Source organism: Pseudomonas gebzensis (assembly GCF_034427815.1).
GTDB lineage: Bacteria > Pseudomonadota > Gammaproteobacteria > Pseudomonadales > Pseudomonadaceae > Aquipseudomonas.
On sequence record NZ_JAXQNS010000001.1, the window covers coordinates 322,715 to 338,271 of the forward strand.

10 protein-coding genes are annotated in these 15,557 nt (G+C 58.8%); 3 read left to right on the forward strand and 7 right to left on the reverse strand.

Annotated elements, in window-relative coordinates; all coding sequences use genetic code 11:
* Position 1 precedes the first annotated feature (1 nt).
* From tagD to SJI00_RS01515, 7 genes are all read right to left on the reverse strand, one after another.
* The gene (gene tagD, locus SJI00_RS01485) at positions 2 to 409 is read right to left on the reverse strand and encodes a glycerol-3-phosphate cytidylyltransferase (RefSeq protein WP_322459993.1); all 408 of its coding nucleotides are present in this window, start codon (positions 407 to 409) and stop codon (positions 2 to 4) included.
* A gap of 10 nt (positions 410 to 419) precedes the next feature.
* A complete protein-coding gene (locus SJI00_RS01490) occupies positions 420 to 2,978 on the reverse strand; it encodes a CDP-glycerol glycerophosphotransferase family protein (protein ID WP_322459994.1) in 2,559 nt (852 codons plus the stop codon).
* Positions 2,968 to 5,463, reverse strand: coding sequence for a glycosyltransferase family 2 protein (locus tag SJI00_RS01495; protein ID WP_322459995.1), 2,496 nt, complete (start codon positions 5,461 to 5,463; stop codon positions 2,968 to 2,970). Before SJI00_RS01495 ends, SJI00_RS01490 begins: the two co-directional genes overlap by 11 nt.
* Entirely contained in the window at positions 5,463 to 7,913 is a 2,451-nt protein-coding gene (locus SJI00_RS01500) for a glycosyltransferase family 2 protein (RefSeq protein WP_322459996.1), read from the reverse strand. Before SJI00_RS01500 ends, SJI00_RS01495 begins: the two co-directional genes overlap by 1 nt.
* A gap of 145 nt (positions 7,914 to 8,058) precedes the next feature.
* Positions 8,059 to 9,504: a DUF4214 domain-containing protein gene (locus SJI00_RS01505; RefSeq protein ID WP_322459997.1), complete on the reverse strand. Its 1,446-nt coding sequence runs from the start codon at positions 9,502 to 9,504 to the stop codon at positions 8,059 to 8,061.
* 17 nt (positions 9,505 to 9,521) lie between these two features.
* A complete protein-coding gene (locus tag SJI00_RS01510) occupies positions 9,522 to 10,340 on the reverse strand; it encodes a hypothetical protein (RefSeq protein WP_322460450.1) in 819 nt (272 codons plus the stop codon).
* 253 nt (positions 10,341 to 10,593) lie between these two features.
* Complete coding sequence (locus SJI00_RS01515; RefSeq protein WP_322459998.1) at positions 10,594 to 10,815, reverse strand: hypothetical protein; 222 nt, start codon at positions 10,813 to 10,815, stop codon at positions 10,594 to 10,596.
* 112 nt (positions 10,816 to 10,927) lie between these two features.
* Between SJI00_RS01515 and SJI00_RS01520 the strand changes: the two genes are divergently transcribed.
* From SJI00_RS01520 to SJI00_RS01530, 3 genes are read left to right on the forward strand one after another with little or no spacing between them, the layout of a single operon-like run.
* Positions 10,928 to 12,775, forward strand: a complete 1,848-nt coding sequence (locus tag SJI00_RS01520; protein ID WP_322460451.1) for a type I secretion system permease/ATPase — start codon at positions 10,928 to 10,930, stop codon at positions 12,773 to 12,775.
* Between the two features lie 13 nt (positions 12,776 to 12,788).
* Positions 12,789 to 14,114, forward strand: coding sequence for an HlyD family type I secretion periplasmic adaptor subunit (locus SJI00_RS01525; protein WP_322459999.1), 1,326 nt, complete (start codon positions 12,789 to 12,791; stop codon positions 14,112 to 14,114).
* Positions 14,111 to 15,526 carry a TolC family outer membrane protein gene (locus tag SJI00_RS01530; protein ID WP_322460000.1) on the forward strand — a complete coding sequence of 472 codons (1,416 nt, stop codon included), beginning with the start codon at positions 14,111 to 14,113 and terminating at the stop codon, positions 15,524 to 15,526. Before SJI00_RS01525 ends, SJI00_RS01530 begins: the two co-directional genes overlap by 4 nt.
* The last annotated feature ends 31 nt before the right edge of the window (positions 15,527 to 15,557 follow it).

A 15,557-nucleotide genomic window follows, 5' to 3' on the forward strand; every position in this document is an offset into this window, starting at 1 on the left:
CTCAATTTTTGATGGCGTCGAATTCTGGATTTAGTGAATTTTTAATCTCTGTCGTTGAAATGGCTGCGGTTCTTGGAAGATACACGACTTCACAGAGATCTTTTAGGAAGTCAAATTTCCCCTCCCAGTCGTCACCCATTACAAATATACTGGCTTCATAGTCTTTGATGTCTGTAAGCTTTTGTTCCCAATTCTCTTCGGGAAAAACGTAGTCAACATATCGAATGGATTCGAGTACTACTTTACGGTTTTCATAGTTAAGTAGGGATGACTTGTGCTTTCCGGCGTTGAACTCATCCGATGACAGACCTACGATTAACCTATCGCCTAAAGCTCTAGCTCTTCTGAGCAAATTAATATGTCCACGATGCAAGATATCAAATGTCCCGTACGTGATAACCGTTTTCAATTTTTCTTCCTTAATCTATTAAATTTTTAACTCGTTCAATTAGTCTTGCTGAGTTACGGTCATCACTGTGGTCAAAGAATATCTTCTTCTTCCATTCGTAACTGGCAGTTCTCTCTGTCTTGAAATTACTTGCCGCGGTCTTCAACGCCTCGTAAAGATCTTTAAAGCTAAAGCAAACGGCGCCAGGGAACACATGATCAAGCTCATAGAACAAACCACGCTCAACGCCTGCATAGTATTCATAGTCATAAGCAAAACTCACCATGGGCTTACCCGTCAGCATGAAATCGATAAAGCAGCTCGAATAATCCGTGACCAGCAAAAACGCGGACCGGTATAGGACCTCGACATTGGGATAATGTTCATCGCGCAGGTCTAGCGCGCCTAGCTGCTGTAACTGCTCGGCGTAGGACCCCGTCCGGTCAGCCATATGCTCACGGACCCCAAGCACGAGGTTGTGCTGTGCCAACCAATGCGCCAACTGAGCCAGCTCCTCGTTCGTGAACTGGTAACAGGCATTGCCATGTCCATTACGAAACGTCGGCATGAACAGCACCAGCCTTCGACCTGCCAGCGCGTTCTCGAGTTTTTGACTTTCAGCTTGTAAGTCTTTGGGGAGCCGTTCGAACGCCCGCAGAATGAAGTCGTTGCGCGGCAGCCCGGTGAGCCACACGTCGTTGTAAGTCAGCGGATAGAACGCAGCGGCCATGGCTAGCGTATCGATGCTTGAAGAGCTGATCACGGCCCTGCAGCGCGCATGTTCTTGGGCGATGGCCTCGCGCTTGGTCTGCTGATCCAGTGAGGCATAGCCAATACGCTTGAGCGGTATGCCGTGCCACAGGTTGATCATGTCATGCAGCTCGCTCGACAGCGGATAGACCAAGTTGCGCGTTGGGGTATGCTTAATGAAGAGGATTTTAGCGCGCAAGAGATGATATTGGCCTTCAGGGCTCTCCAGCGGAACGACAATGACGTTCCGGCCCTCCAGTGTCACTGGTTTCCCACGTGTCAGGATGATCTTGCGAATGCCTTCGTCGTTTTTCACCTCTTCGAACACGGCCCGTTCGTTGCCGGAAAACACGCCTGAAAAGGCGCATACCGGAAAGGCCCACCAGTGATCGTACTTGGGCACGCGGTGATCGGCTTCGATAAATTCGGCATCGGTCAGCAAAGTCTTGGGGACCTGCTCGTCATCGACCAGCCTTGATGTGCCGATGTAGAGGTTGTGCTCGAGCACATCCGGATCGGTGATCCGCACGAGGTTGCGCTCCATCGTCTCCACATCGGCCAAGGGCGCACACGCCAGGATTTTTTCTTTCCAGCGGTACAGCTTGGGTATCTGATAGTGGTTTGCTGTCAGCAAGTAGCGCTTGAAGACGGGGAAGCCTGCTTCCAGCAGTTTGAAATGCTGATTGCTGTAGATGGGGTGGAACGGGTAGAGGCTTGGTATGAACGTATCGAAGACGAAACCTTGCGTGATCAGATAACGGGTCAGGCCGATCTCGTATTTGAGGATCACATTCTGCTTGTTTGGCTGCTGCGTCACGGCACTCAGCTGCTTGCGGAACCCTGGGTCGGCGATAACAGAGCGGCGATAGGCTACGAAGTATGAGCCGATCAGGAAGTCATATGTATCGTCTTCTTCAAACCGATCGAGCAGAGAGGCTCGCACCGTGTCCATCGGGATAGGGTGCTTGAACTGATTGCTCGGTTCAGCTTTGGTCTTGGCAATGCCCTTGGTCGCCTGGAGCCCCCACCAATCACATCGGCGTGTCTCCATGCGTTCGAAGACGGCATCGAAATCCGTGACCAGATAACAGCTGTCATTGGCGAGGAGCAATTCGTCGTACTGGTCAATGGTGTCCCAACCCACCAGCGAGTTGGCCAGCAGGGAATAGGAGCCGAAGTCATAGCGCTGATGTCGACCTGCCCAGGCATGCCTCACCACGCTACGCAGCTTCTCCAGCTCGCCTGCCTGCATCTCGCAATCGGCCAGGTAATAGATGTCGGCGTGGGCGCTGAGCGCCCGCAGGTATGCGATGACGTAATCGTCGACCCGACCATCCGGGTCATAGCCAGCGAAGAGGCAGATTCGCTTGATCGGTCGTGTCGGCAAGCAGGCCGCTTGGGGGCTCAGCGCGAAGGGGCCTTGCGGACGGGGCAGGGCGCCGGCCGCGTGCCCAAGGTGGAGAAAATGCGCCAGGGGGTTGACCGCGTCGCTGGCCGGATCGAGATAGGTCGACCAGTACCACCAGACATCGAAGGCTTTGCAAGGCTTGCGCAGCTCCTTCCAGCCGACGGTGCAGAAGTGGTACAGCGGGTTCATGTCGCACTGCGCTACGTCTGGGTTGGTCGTCAGGTAGTAGTGGGTATCGAAATACGCATTCGGATTGCGATTTTCGCGGGCGCCATGCCTTGCAAAATGCACCAACGGATCGGTCCCCCCTGCCGCAACATCGGGGTACTGGCTGAGGTAGTAGGCTGCGTCGAACGTGCCGGACCGCCACAAGGTCGCAATCACCAGGTCCGAGCCTGCTTCAGGTGGCGGCGGTGGGAGTTCAATCGACATCGAGGGCCTCCCCAGTACGTGACACGGCAACGGCTTTGCTCATCAGGGTCGCGCGCCAGTCGAGTGTGCTTTCACACGCGGGCAGATCCGCTACGTTGTAAAGCGTACCGCCACTTAGGCGGATCTCAGCATTGCGTGGCGGCAAGGCCAGCCCGCCATAGGGGCCGCTAAGGTAGTCGTGGCTGAGGGCAGGGTGATAGCAGGGATCTTGCTCGCCCTTGGAGAACCACCGCTCCGTGAAGTGCTTCTGCTCGCGCTGAGCCCTGGCACGCTTTTCCGGTGCGATGTCTTTGCCCCGACTGGCCGACTCGGCATGGATGAGCTGCGCGTTGGCACACCACACGATCTTCAAGCCGAGCGCACGCACGCGCATGCAGAAGTCGACATCGTTGAACGCCACTGGGTAGCGCACTTCGTCCAGGCCGCCCAAGGTCTGGAACACCGAGGCATGGACCAACAGGCAGGCGGCAGTCACGGCTGTCTGCTGCCGGGTCAATTGGTTGGTTGCCAGGTAGCCCGCGTCGTGTTCGGCCAGCTGATTGCCGGCATGCGCGGCCAGGCCGTTGACGCCGACGACGACACCACCATGCTGCACCATGCGGTTGGGCCACAGCAGCTTGGCTCCCACGGCACCCACCCCGGGCCGCAACAACTGGCTGACCATTTCTTTCAGCCAACCGTCATGGAGGATCTCGATGTCGTTGTTGACCAGCCCAATGATCTGCCCGGTCGCGTGCCGCACGGCTGCGTTGTTGATTTCGGAGTAGTTGAACGGGTAGGGGTGCGCGATCACCTTCACGCCCCGGCGTGGAAGCTCAGCAAGGTAATCGAGGGTTTCCGGCACCACCGACAGGTTGTCCATGACGATGATTTCGAGATCAGGGTAATCCGTTTGAGTCAGCAACCCCTCGATGCACGTGCGCAGCAGAGCGAGCTGGTCCTTGGTTGGGATAACCAGGCTGATCTTTGGCAGAACGCTCGGCAAAGGCCAAGTGACGCGTAACAGGCTCGGGTAAGTGGGCAGCGGCGTTACCTGTGCGCCTGGCGCGAGCGTTTCGCACAACCAACGGATCGCTTCCAGTCGGCGCGGGCAGGGTGGCTCATGCTCGGGGCTTGCCACGCTGTGTGCATGGCGGTGGTAGAGCACCTGGGGAAGGTGCGCTACAGGGGCCTGAGTGTCCTCGGTAGCCAGTATCACGGCGGACATGAGCAGGTGCCAATCGAACGTGGGGTGTCCGGTGCCTTGCAGCCGGGCCATGGCGTGACCGACCGTGTCCTTGTGGAAGACCGAGCCACGCGTGAACGTGTCTGCGCCGATGAAGGCATCCAGGTCCCAGGCAGGCTTGAACCAGGGTTGACCTCGCTCTCCATCAGCCTGATCTTGGTCGCAATCGGCGTAACCCCATGCGCATCCCTCAGCCAGCAACAAGCTGAGTTGGCTCAAGGCGTCCGCTCTCAAGCGATCGCCTGCCCACAGTGGCACGATGTAGGTGCAGCCTTCGCTTAGAAGTGTCTGCAGCGCAGGGGCGAGATCGCCTGGCTGAGCTCTGACGAGGTGAAGGGGAATGTTGCCAGGTGCCTCTAGGCTGCCAAGGCTTTGCGCTTCGAGCGCGGCATTACCATCCCCAACCAGCAGGACACCGACCTCATTCGCCGCCAACACCGGCGCGACGCTTGGACGCTGAAAGGCATCAGCCCAGGTCGGATACAGATGCCAACCCGCACTCGTGGGCAATCGCAGGGTTTGCTCTTTCGCCACCGCCTCGATCACATCGAGTACCGCCTTGTCGTGATGCGCAGACAGTTGCCTCACCAAGCCTTCGATCCCTTCCGGGGCGCAGCACAGGGTGATGGGGCTGCCGGCCAAGGGCTCGCCCGACTCGCTCTCAATGCTCAAAGTATGAGGTTTGCCGTCAGCGAAGGACCAAGGCAGGTCCACCACGAATCCGTGATCGCTGCTGTCGCGGTAGGCCAGGGCCTGGCTGTGCTGATCGCACATGGCCTGCATCACCTGGCGGTTTCCCTCACGAATGCGGATCGTCACACGTCGCTGCGGTGCCTGCGGGTCCCATGCCCAGCCGCTGATGCGCAGGCCGCCGGTGTGCCAGACCTGCGAAGCGATCAGCTCAGGCTCTTTGCCGAACGGGGCGGGTAGAGTGATGTCGCCTGCAAGGGAAACGGGCTCGTTCGCGATTTTGACGCTGATGTGACGGGCCTGGTTTAGCCAGCTTTGGCGCAGTTGCACAGCGAACCCGTTGAACTGGTCGCCATCCCTCGCTTTGGCCTCGAACAGGTCAGCGCGCGCGAGGGCCACGCTTGCGCCGTCGATGTAGATCTCAACGATCAAGCGCTGTCCAGGGTCCAGGATATCCAGGGCCCACCCGTGCAGGACGTCACCGTAAAGTCCGGTTATCTGACCCGTGAAGCGGGTTGCGGGAAGCGAAGCGGTGTCCGCTGGGGATTCATCCAAGACGTGTTGTGGCATCAGGCCGGCTCGGTAAAAGAAAGAGAATGAAAAGGAAACACGCCTGCTGCATCGCCCTGTGGTGTGAACGGTGCGTGCAAGGGAAGGCCCAGCTCATGGGCGAGCGCTGTTGCACGCCACGCTGAGACGGGGCATTTCTGCAGGCTCATGACGGCGCCGCAGCCCGACATCGCGATATTTTCGGCCATCGACAGTACCGCCAGGTCCGGCACGTGATGGACCGCGCCCGTCGCTAACAGGCGCTTGCTCCAGGGCTGTGTCGCTTCGATCAGGAACAGAACAGGCAGCCGATCCCGGGTGACCCGTTGGGCAAGTGCCAGCCACTGCATGGCTAGCTGCTGGTCACTCAAGTCGTCGCCGATCAACCATGTGTCGGTCTGGACGTTTTCATCGAGCGACGCTGGTCCCGACATCGCATCCAGGACCAGGTTGGTGCCGGGCAGCGCCGTTGCATGAGGAGCCAGGAACGCGTTTGAAGGCAGTTCGATGCGCTGCGCCGAGGTGGCGAATCTAAGGCAACGCTCGCTCTCGCTTGCGTCGAGCAAGGCGTCGTCGTGGCAACGGATGCGGTAGGGCAAATGTACCAGGGCGGGCAGATCCCAAACTGACGACGGCGCGTTAACGAGCCGCTCGAACACCAGGTCGCTCAGCGGCAAACCACGTAGATCCTGAACCAGCTGCGGCCATTCGCGCGGCGTATAGTCCAGGCTGATTTCCAGCGGTAGCAGCTGCGCATGAAGGGTCACCCAGTTGCGCAGCCCATCGTGGTGCCATGTCAAGCTGAAGCTCGTCTGCGGGCAGCTGCCATCGTGCAGGTGCAACGCTGAGCGAGGATGGCTCGACAGGTTCCGATGCTGGGCAAGCCAGTGGGTCAATCGTGCACGCTGCAGCGCTTGCCGAGCGGGTTTGATGGGATCACGCCGGCAGAAAGTCTCGTAGCGGGTCTCTGCGTCGGGGTAGCGCAGGCGAAGAATGGCATTGTTGTAAGCAACGCGCAGGCTCTTTTCTTCGCCGAACGATACGCCGCCCTGGTGCGCGACGAACACGTTCGGGGCACCCAGGTGCTTCCAGCCAACGCTGCGGGCGCGCAGGCACCAGTCGGTCTCTTCCCCATACCCACGCGACAGTTCAATTTCGTCCAGATAGCCTACCTGGTCGATGGCTTCGCGCTTGATGTACAGACAGAAACCACAGCCGGTTTCGATTTCGACAGGCGGCTCAGGGTTTAGCTTGGCCAGCATGTCAAGTTCGGCGTGCTGATCGGCTGATGGCATCGGCTGGCTGATCCGGCTTTGCGGGAAGCTCATCAGTTCGCCGTTGTTGGTGAAAGGGGTGACTGAGGCGGTGTGCGGATCGCTGTAGGCCACTTGGCGCAGCCGGTCGACCCAGTCACCGTGTACACGGGTGTCGGCGTTCAGCCAGATCACATCCTTGTCCAAGCTCAGTGCCATGGCGCGGTTCATGCTGCGGATGAAACCCAGATTGGTCGGGTTCTGCACCAGGGTAATCTTGTTCTTGCCTGCCAGCACTTTCAGCGCCTTGCGCAGCGCGGGGAGGGGCGTGGCGTCTTCGATCACCACGAGGCGATGAGGCGTGCGATTGAGTCGGCGGGCCTCGATGGCGCTGTTGATGCACGCCAGTGTTTCTTCCAGACCGTTGTACACCGGAATGAGAACGTCCACAGCCGTGTGCTTGGTTGAGCGGGCAGGTACAGGCGGTACCCAAACCGGCAGAGCTTGTACCGGGCTACCTTGAAGCGGTAGGCCTGTCTTGAAACGAGCACCTACTACAGCAGCGGCATTCGGCAGCCTGGCACGAATGCCACCATGGCTGGAGGTGAGACCTGCAGCCGTCAGAAGGGCATCAGGGCGATTGGCGGGTACATCGACGGTTTGTCCATTGAGTTCGAACTGTACGATGCACGCTTCGCCTGGTGTTTTTAGATCGATTGCCCAGCCTTGGATTTCCTGGGCGCTCGGCTCGTAGCGAACAACGCCAACAGGACCTGGATGTTGAGCGCACGCAGCCAGCAGTTTGAGAGCGAGGTTCAGCTCCTGAGGCGAGGTGATCTCTGGCAACTGAGCAAGGATGAGCCGCTCAAGGTGTTCAGGCGTGTCTGACTGGCTGCGTGAATGCCACAGTATCTGCCGTAGGCCGGCATCGTTGGGCTGCTTCTGCCAGGCGGCGGCCAGATAACGGGTAGCCAATTGCGGCTGTGCCTGATCCAGCAGGCAGCGACCTAGAAGCGCCTGCAGGTCTGACCGTTTCGGCAGGTCATTGATGGCGTTACTGAAAAAAATAAACGCAAGCTTGGGATGCGTCGGCAATGCCTCGATGCCCTTCCAGATAAGCGCCTCTGGTCGGTACTCGGCAACATGTAAGGCCTGCTCAAGCGCTGAAGCGGCGAGGGCGTGCTCTTCTGCCTGGCGATGCCGATGAAAAATGTCCATGAGCGTTTCTCGCCCACGGTCGAGTTGTCTGGACATAAGCTTGGCTTAACGGCAAGAAATAAAAAGAGGGGCGACCCGAAAGTCGCCCCTTTTCACATACACCCGGCCTTGCGGCCGGAGGTACGTTTCGCTACGACAGGGCTAGTTACACCTGGCCGTGCAGCACAACGACGTTGTCGATGTGGTCAGCGGCTTCTGGCGAACCGATGATGCTCAGAGCAACGTCGGCTTGAGTCAGACCACCTTCCAGCTGAGCAGTCCAGAACTCTTTGCCAGCGGTATCGGCGTCGCGGCCCAGAGCGTTACCGTACAGCGCGTCGATGAACTCGCTGGTGGATTTCTGAGCAGCTTCTTCCGAACCGACGATGTACTTGGCAACGTCTACACGGCTAGTGCCGTTGAACAGCGCGGAAACATAAGTCTCCAGGCCGGATTCGTCAGCGTCGCGGCCCAATGCGCTGGTGTACAGCTCACGGACGAAGTCGCCGTTCGACTGGTCACGGTTCTGTGCTTCTTCGGAAACCGAGATGAAGCCAGCAACGTCTGCCAGCGAACCACCAGTGGCCAGGTAGTTCTGGAACAGGGTGGCGCCGTCTTGGTCAGCGTCGCGACCCAGCAGAGCGTTGTACAGGTCGTTGATGTTGTCACCATTGGCAGCGCCAGCGAACTCGGCAGAGTTCAGGAACTGGTTGGCGATAACGTCCAGCGAGGTGCCTTGGTTGACTTGGTCAACGAAGAACTTGGCGCCGTCTTGGTCAGCATCGCGACCCAGCAGGCCTTCGAACAGACGCAGAGCGGAAGCTTCTGCTTCGCTGTGAGCCAGAGCGATGGTCTCAACGTTGTCACCGTCTACGAAGGACAGGAATTCAGCGTTGCTGATGGCAGCAGTTTGGTTGCCGGTCAGGTTAACGTTGAAGCTGTTGCCAACGGTCAGGTCGTAGTCGTCGCGCGAACCGTCCAGTTGAACGACATCGTAGCCAGCGCCAGTGTCGACAACGTCAGCGTGGTTGGTGCCGCTCAGGATGACAGTGTCATTGCCCGAACCGGTGGTCACATTGTTGTTGCCCAGGCCAGCGATAACGGTGTTGTTGCCGTTGCCGGTGGTGATGGTGTCGTTGCCGTCGCCGCCGTCGATCAGAGTGTTCTGGTCGCCTTTGACGTTGATGATGTCGTCGCCGTTACCGGTAGCGACTACCAGTTGGATTGCAGAGGTGTCGACTGCAGCTGGAGCAATGGCAGCGGCCAGAGTCTGAACGTCGTCAGTAGCAGCGGCTTGACCTTGCAGGTTGACAACCAGGTTGGCGTCGCTCTGCAGCACGTAGGCGTTGACGCCAGCGTTTTCAGCAGCGGCCAGGTCGACAACAACTTGATCACCTTGAGCGCCTTCGACTTCGCCGAAGACGATGTCAGCGGTGCCGGAGGTCGGCAGCTGAACGGTGTTGCCGGTGATGCCAGCGATGCCGACGGTGTCGGTGCTGTCCAGGTTCAGAAGGCTGTTGATCGCTGCCAGGGTGTCGTCAGACAGGTTGGCGCTGGTGGCCGACAGGCTGGTTTGCAGAGCGCTGCTCGATTGTGGGCTATCGTATTGCATGAGTAATTCCTGTTACTTCAAGCCGATTGGCTTGCACTACTGAGGGTCTGCTGAGTTGCAGAGTTGTCCCACGGAGACTTATAGCGGGCAGCGTTCATCTTCGTCACGGGTTTGATACAGATATGCAGCGCCACCAAAGGTTCCATTCCTGTGGGGCCATGCATGATTTGGTTGGGCGCGATCCGTTGCGGCGCATGGCCGCTGAACACGATGTGGCCCAGTAATTCGTAGAAATGGCGGTTCGGGCCGACCAGGCTGAAGCCTGCGGCCACCAGGCCCAGCGATTGGTTGCGCATGCCTGTGTAGGTGCCGGTCGCCACGTTCGATCTGGGGCCAGAGCCAACGGTCGTCGATGTGTATACCAGGTCAACGCCCTCGGGCTTATTGTCCCAGTCCACACAGAAGCCTTCGATCAGGCGCGTATCGTTGTGTTCTCCGACTAACCCGATGCTCGATACCACATCGCCTTCGCCCTGAATGTGCGCAGTGAGCGTAAGGGCTGCTGGGGCCTGATCGGATTCGATGGCGGTGGACGCAACGGCGGTAGCGATGACCGAGAAGCCACGCATGATGGCGGGCGAGTTATCGATGCGGTCGATGCGCAAATCGATAGGCTCGATCGTGTCGTCGAACATGTGGTATTCAGTAATCAGAACGGTGGCAATGCCACCTTTGACACGCGCAACGATGGTATCGCCCAGCTTGTTCAGCATGTTCTTGCTGATGCCTTCACCTGGGAAAAAGTCGATAGAGCCTTTGCCAAGGGGTGCTTGCTGTAGCGCTATGCAGACGGGCTTGTCGGCGGGTGGCTGCGAGGCGTACCTGAAAATGTACATACCCGGTTCGAGCATGGTCACTCGAGAACTGATTTTCAGGCCATCAAGGGTCTGCGAAGGCATAGACATGGCGTTGTTGAGCTCCTTTTACGCACTAACACTGGTAGCTAACTCGCTCAGACCCGTGCATACACTAAACGGCCAATTAAGGCATCTTGCGACTGGCGAAGATGCCGCCAGACAGGAAATATGTCAACCGAGAAAGCTAAAAAAAATTTCATATCAGGAAATAGCTTAGTTATAAGCACGGGCGTCAGTAGCTACGGTTTAAGGATATCCTGGCTTGCCCGCAGGGAAATTTTTTTGTCAGAAAATCCTGAAAATCAATACCTTGCGGCTCTTTAGGGTTTTCTTTGGAAATATGGCTGTTTTTTGACTGGTTGTTTTCGGTGCGGTCTTGCGAGGCCGTTTGTCGCCTTGCTGGGGTGTGAAGTGGAGCAAGGTTCAGGGTTTCCACAGGGGCGGAAAGTTTCATGAAACATTCCCCCTTTAGGTGAACAAACCAGCCTAGGCATAGTCCTATGCGCCGCCCTCTTTGGTGAGTGTTACACTGCCTGCCGCTTTCACCAATCCTCAGTATGGATGCCATGAGTTATCAATCTGACAACAATCTGCAAGCTGCCCTCAGAGCCTGTAAAAGCAGCTTTCTTTCAGTAGGCTTTTTCAGTTTCTTCGTTAACGCACTGATGCTGGTGCCCACCTTCTTCATGATTCAGGTGTCTGGTCGTGTAGTGCCGTCTAGCAGCACCTCCACCTTGCTTATGCTGACGCTGATCATGACTATCCTGATAGCGACGATGGGCGCTTTGGAGTGGGTGCGGTCCCGTATCATGGTGCGGATCAGCAATCGGCTGGATGTCTTGCTTAGCCGAGATGTATACCGTGCGAGTTTCAAGAAGGCGCTTACCAGTGGTGGCGCCGACGCGACGGCCCAGTCGCTCAACGACCTCACCTCCCTCCGGCAGTTCTTCACCGGCTCTGGGCTGTTTGCGTTCTTCGATGCCCCTTGGTTCCCGATCTATACGCTGGTGATGTTCCTGTTCCACCCTTGGTTTGGCTGGATCACCTTGGGGTGTGGCCTCGCGCTCACCGTGCTTGCAGTCATCAACCATCGAGTAACCGGTGAGGCATTGGCTAGCGCCAACAAGGAAAACGTCACGTCCAACGTGGTGACCGCAAAAACCTTGCGCAATGCCGAAGTCATTGAGTCGATGGGCATGCTGGAGACGTTGATGAATCGCTGGGCCAAGCGCCAGCGCAACATCATGCTGCTGCAGTCCAATGCCAGCGATAAGGGCGCCGTGGTCAGCTCGACCTCCAAAACCTTCCGCACCTGGTCGCAGTCGATCATGCTCGCCACGGGTGCTTATCTGGTTATTACTCACGAAATCAATCCAGGCCTGCTCATGGCCGGTTCGCTGCTGTTGGGGCGAGCGCTTGCGCCGATCGATCAGATGATCGGTAACTGGAAAGGCTTCGTCGGGGCCAAGGTTCAGTACGATCGTCTGAACAAGGTGATGGATGATCTGAAAAAAGAACCTGAGCGCATGCCGCTGCCTGCGCCAGAAGGGCACATCCAGGTTGAAAGCCTAATTGTCGCCCCTCCAGGCGCCAAGGCACCGGTTTTGCGTAGCATCAGCTTCGTCGCGCCGGCCGGTTCTATCGTTGGTATCGTAGGCCCCAGTGCGGCGGGTAAGTCCACCTTGGTCCGTGCCTTGATGGGCATCTGGCCGCCTCAGCACGGCGTCGTGCGTCTCGACGGCGCTGATATCGCCGCCTGGGACAAGCAAGCATTAGGGCCCTACGTCGGCTACCTGCCGCAGGACATCGAGTTGTTTGAAGGGACCATCAGCGAAAACATCGCCCGCTTCGAGAAAGTCGACCCGGAAAAGGTCGTGGAAGCGGCCCAGATGGCCGGTGTTCACGAGATGATCCTCATGCAGCCCGACGGCTATGACACGATCATTGGCAGCGAGGGAGTCAACCTGTCCGGCGGTCAGCGTCAGCGCATCGGCCTGGCGCGTGCGTTGTATGGCAAGCCTCGCCTGATCGTGCTCGACGAGCCGAACTCGAACCTCGACGATGTGGGTGAGAAGGCGCTCGGTGTTGCGCTGCAGAAACTCAAGGAAAGTGGTGCCACGGTCTTCATCGTGTCGCACCGTCCGAACATCCTGTCACGCCTGGATCGTGTGTTGGTGATGTCTGCCGGCACCATCACCTTGTACGGCGAGCGTGACAAGGTCATCGCTCAGTTGGCCCAGCAGCAGGCAGGGACTCAACCGCGTGTCGCCAAAGGCGCGCCTGGCGCACCGGGCGCTGCAGCGGCACCTACGCCGCCTTCTGCGTCGGGTACTCCCGCTGCACCTACGCAGCCCGCCGCACCTGCCGGGGGCAACCCCGCCGCGTCGTCCCCTGCAACCCCGAACGGCGTGTGAAAGGACCTCATCGATGACCAGCAAAGCCGTAACTCAGTTTGAACATAACTTCGATGACATGCCCACCTCCGATCGCGGCATCCGCCGCATCGGCTTGACCATCGTTCTGGTGACCTTCGGGTTCTTCGGCACCTGGGCCGCATTCGCGCCGTTGAGCAACGCCGTGCACGGCTCCGGATTCGTAACTGTCCAAAGCTACCGTAAAACCGTTCAGCACCTCGAAGGCGGCATCGTCAAGGAACTGTTGGTCCGCGACGGCGACAGCGTCAAGAAAGGCGACCCTGTCATTGTTCTGGACGAGTCCCAGCTCAGTGCCGAATACGAGTCCACGCGTAACCAGCTGATCGTGGCGCGTTATAAAGAAGCACGCTTGCGCGCAGAGCGCGACCAGCTCGACACCATTCCGCCTGTGAAGCTTAGCGGCACCGATTCCGACCGTGCTCAAGAGGCACTCGCCGGTGAGCAGCAAGTGTTCGTGTCGCGCAAGGCCTCGCGCCTGGGTGAGATTTCGGTGCATCGCGAGCAGATCAGCCAGCTCAAGGCGCAGATCGTCGGCCTCGGCGAGATGATCGCTACCAAGCAGGGGCTCGAGAAGTCCTACAGTGGCGAGATTGTGCAGCTCAAGGACCTGCTGGCTCAGGGCTTCGTCGACAACCAGCGGCTGCTGGAGTCGCAGCGCAAGCTCGACATGCTGCGTACGGAGGTGGCCGACCACAAGTCCAACATCGCCAAGACCAAGCTGCAGATCAGCGAGACCGAACTGCAGATCGTCCAGCTGGACAAGAAATTCAACGCTGATGTGGCCGACGAGCTGTCGCAGGTGCAGGCCCAGGTCTTCGACCTGCAGGAGAAGGAAACCGCGCTGCAGGATCGGTTGTCGCGTGTGGTCATCCGTGCCCCGGAAACCGGCATGGTGCTGGACATGAAAGTGCACACCGTCGGCGGCGTGGTGCAGGCGGGTACGCCGTTGATGGACATCGTTCCGCTGTCGTCCGACCTGGTGGTCGAAGCCAAGGTGGCGCCGGTCGATATCGATCGGCTGGAGCTGGGCAAAACGGCTGATATCCGCTTCAGCGCCTTCAACAATGCGACCACGCCGGTCATCGAGGGCAAGCTCACACGCATCTCGGCCGACCGTTTGACCGATGAGCGTTCGGGCGATGCCTACTACCTGGTCCGCGTCAACGTGACCGAAGACGGCATGAAAAAGCTCGCCAACCGCAAGCTGCAGCCTGGCATGCCTGCCGAGGTGCTGATCAATGCCGGCGATCGCACCATGCTTCAGTACCTGCTCAAGCCAGCGCGCAACATGTTCGCTGAATCGATGATCGAGGAATGATTGTGCTGCGTTTGTTACCGGGTGTAGTGCTGAGTCTCGCCATCGCACAGGCCATGGCCGCCGAACCGGTGGTGCCGAAGGACGTTCCGCCCAAGCAAGTGTCGGCCTCGACCTATGCCCTGGACCTGGGGGCGTTGTACCGCGAGGCACGCTTGGAAGATCCGCGCGTCTTGGCCGCCTTCTTACGCGCCAAGTCGGCCTCCGAGGGGCAGCGCGCAGCGTTGGGCGGTTTGCTCCCGCAGCTTTCCGCCAATACCAGCGGCAACCGGATCCTGCGCAAGGACGAGGCAACGCGCGAGATCTACAACAACAAAAGCAGTTCGTTGACCCTGACCCAGTACCTCTATAACAAGACGGCCTGGGAAGGCTGGCAGAAGTCCAAGAGTGTGACGCTGCAGCGCGGCGAGCAGGCTGAAGATGCTCATGCCGAAGCTGCCGTTGAATTGGCCAAGCGTTATTTCGTGGCCTTGGCGGCCGATGACGAGCTTGAGCTGGTGCAGGCCGAGCGCCGCGCCACGCAGAAGAACCTTGATCGCGTGACGAAGATGTTCGAGCAGCAGATGGCCAAGATCACCGACAAGCTCGATCTTCAAGCGCGGGTGGATTTCCTCGCGGCCCAGGAGGTCGATGCGCGCAACCAGGTGCAGGTGAGTCGCGAAGCGTTGTCCGAGCTGGTGGGGCGACCGATCACCGAGCGTCTGAGCCGGGTACGCAGCGATGTCGCCCTGGAAGCTCCGCCGAAGCCGCTGGAAAACTATGTGACCCAGGCGATCGGTTCCAACCCGCTGCTCAAGTCCTACGAGTACGGTGCCGAGGCGGCCGATGCGGCGGTGCGGGAAGGGAAGGGCGGCCACTATCCGCAGGTATCGCTGAACCTGAGCGCTCAGCGCAGCGACGTAGGCTACGACAATACCCAGACACCGCGTAGCGACAGCTATGTGGCGAGCGTCGGGATTTCGCTGCCGTTGTACAGTGGCGGCTCGACATCGGCTCGGGTACGTGGGCTGTACGACGACCAGTTGGCCGCTGAGCAGGACCTTGAAGGTGTTCGTCGCCAAGTGGTCAAGGAGACCAAGACTGCGTATCTGACCGCTCAGGCCGCAGTGGAGAAGATCGGTGCCAACCGCAATGCGCTATCCTCGGCGCAGCAATCGAGCATCGCTGCGCAGAAGGCTTTTGCCTATGGCGTCGTCAACGCGGTGGACGTGTTGAACAGCGTACAGAATGAGTTCAAGGCCCGTCGGGATCTGCTCAAATCGCAGTACGACTTCATCACCAACCTGTTCATGTTGAACCGCTGGAGCGGTCAGCTGAACCAGGAGAGCGTCGACAGCGTGAACGTCTGGCTCAGCCCGGAACCGGACAAAGGGTTGCCGGGTGGGGATCTGGCCAAAGCCGATACCAAGCGCTGACCCAGGCGGACGGAGCTGGAGTCGCCTGATC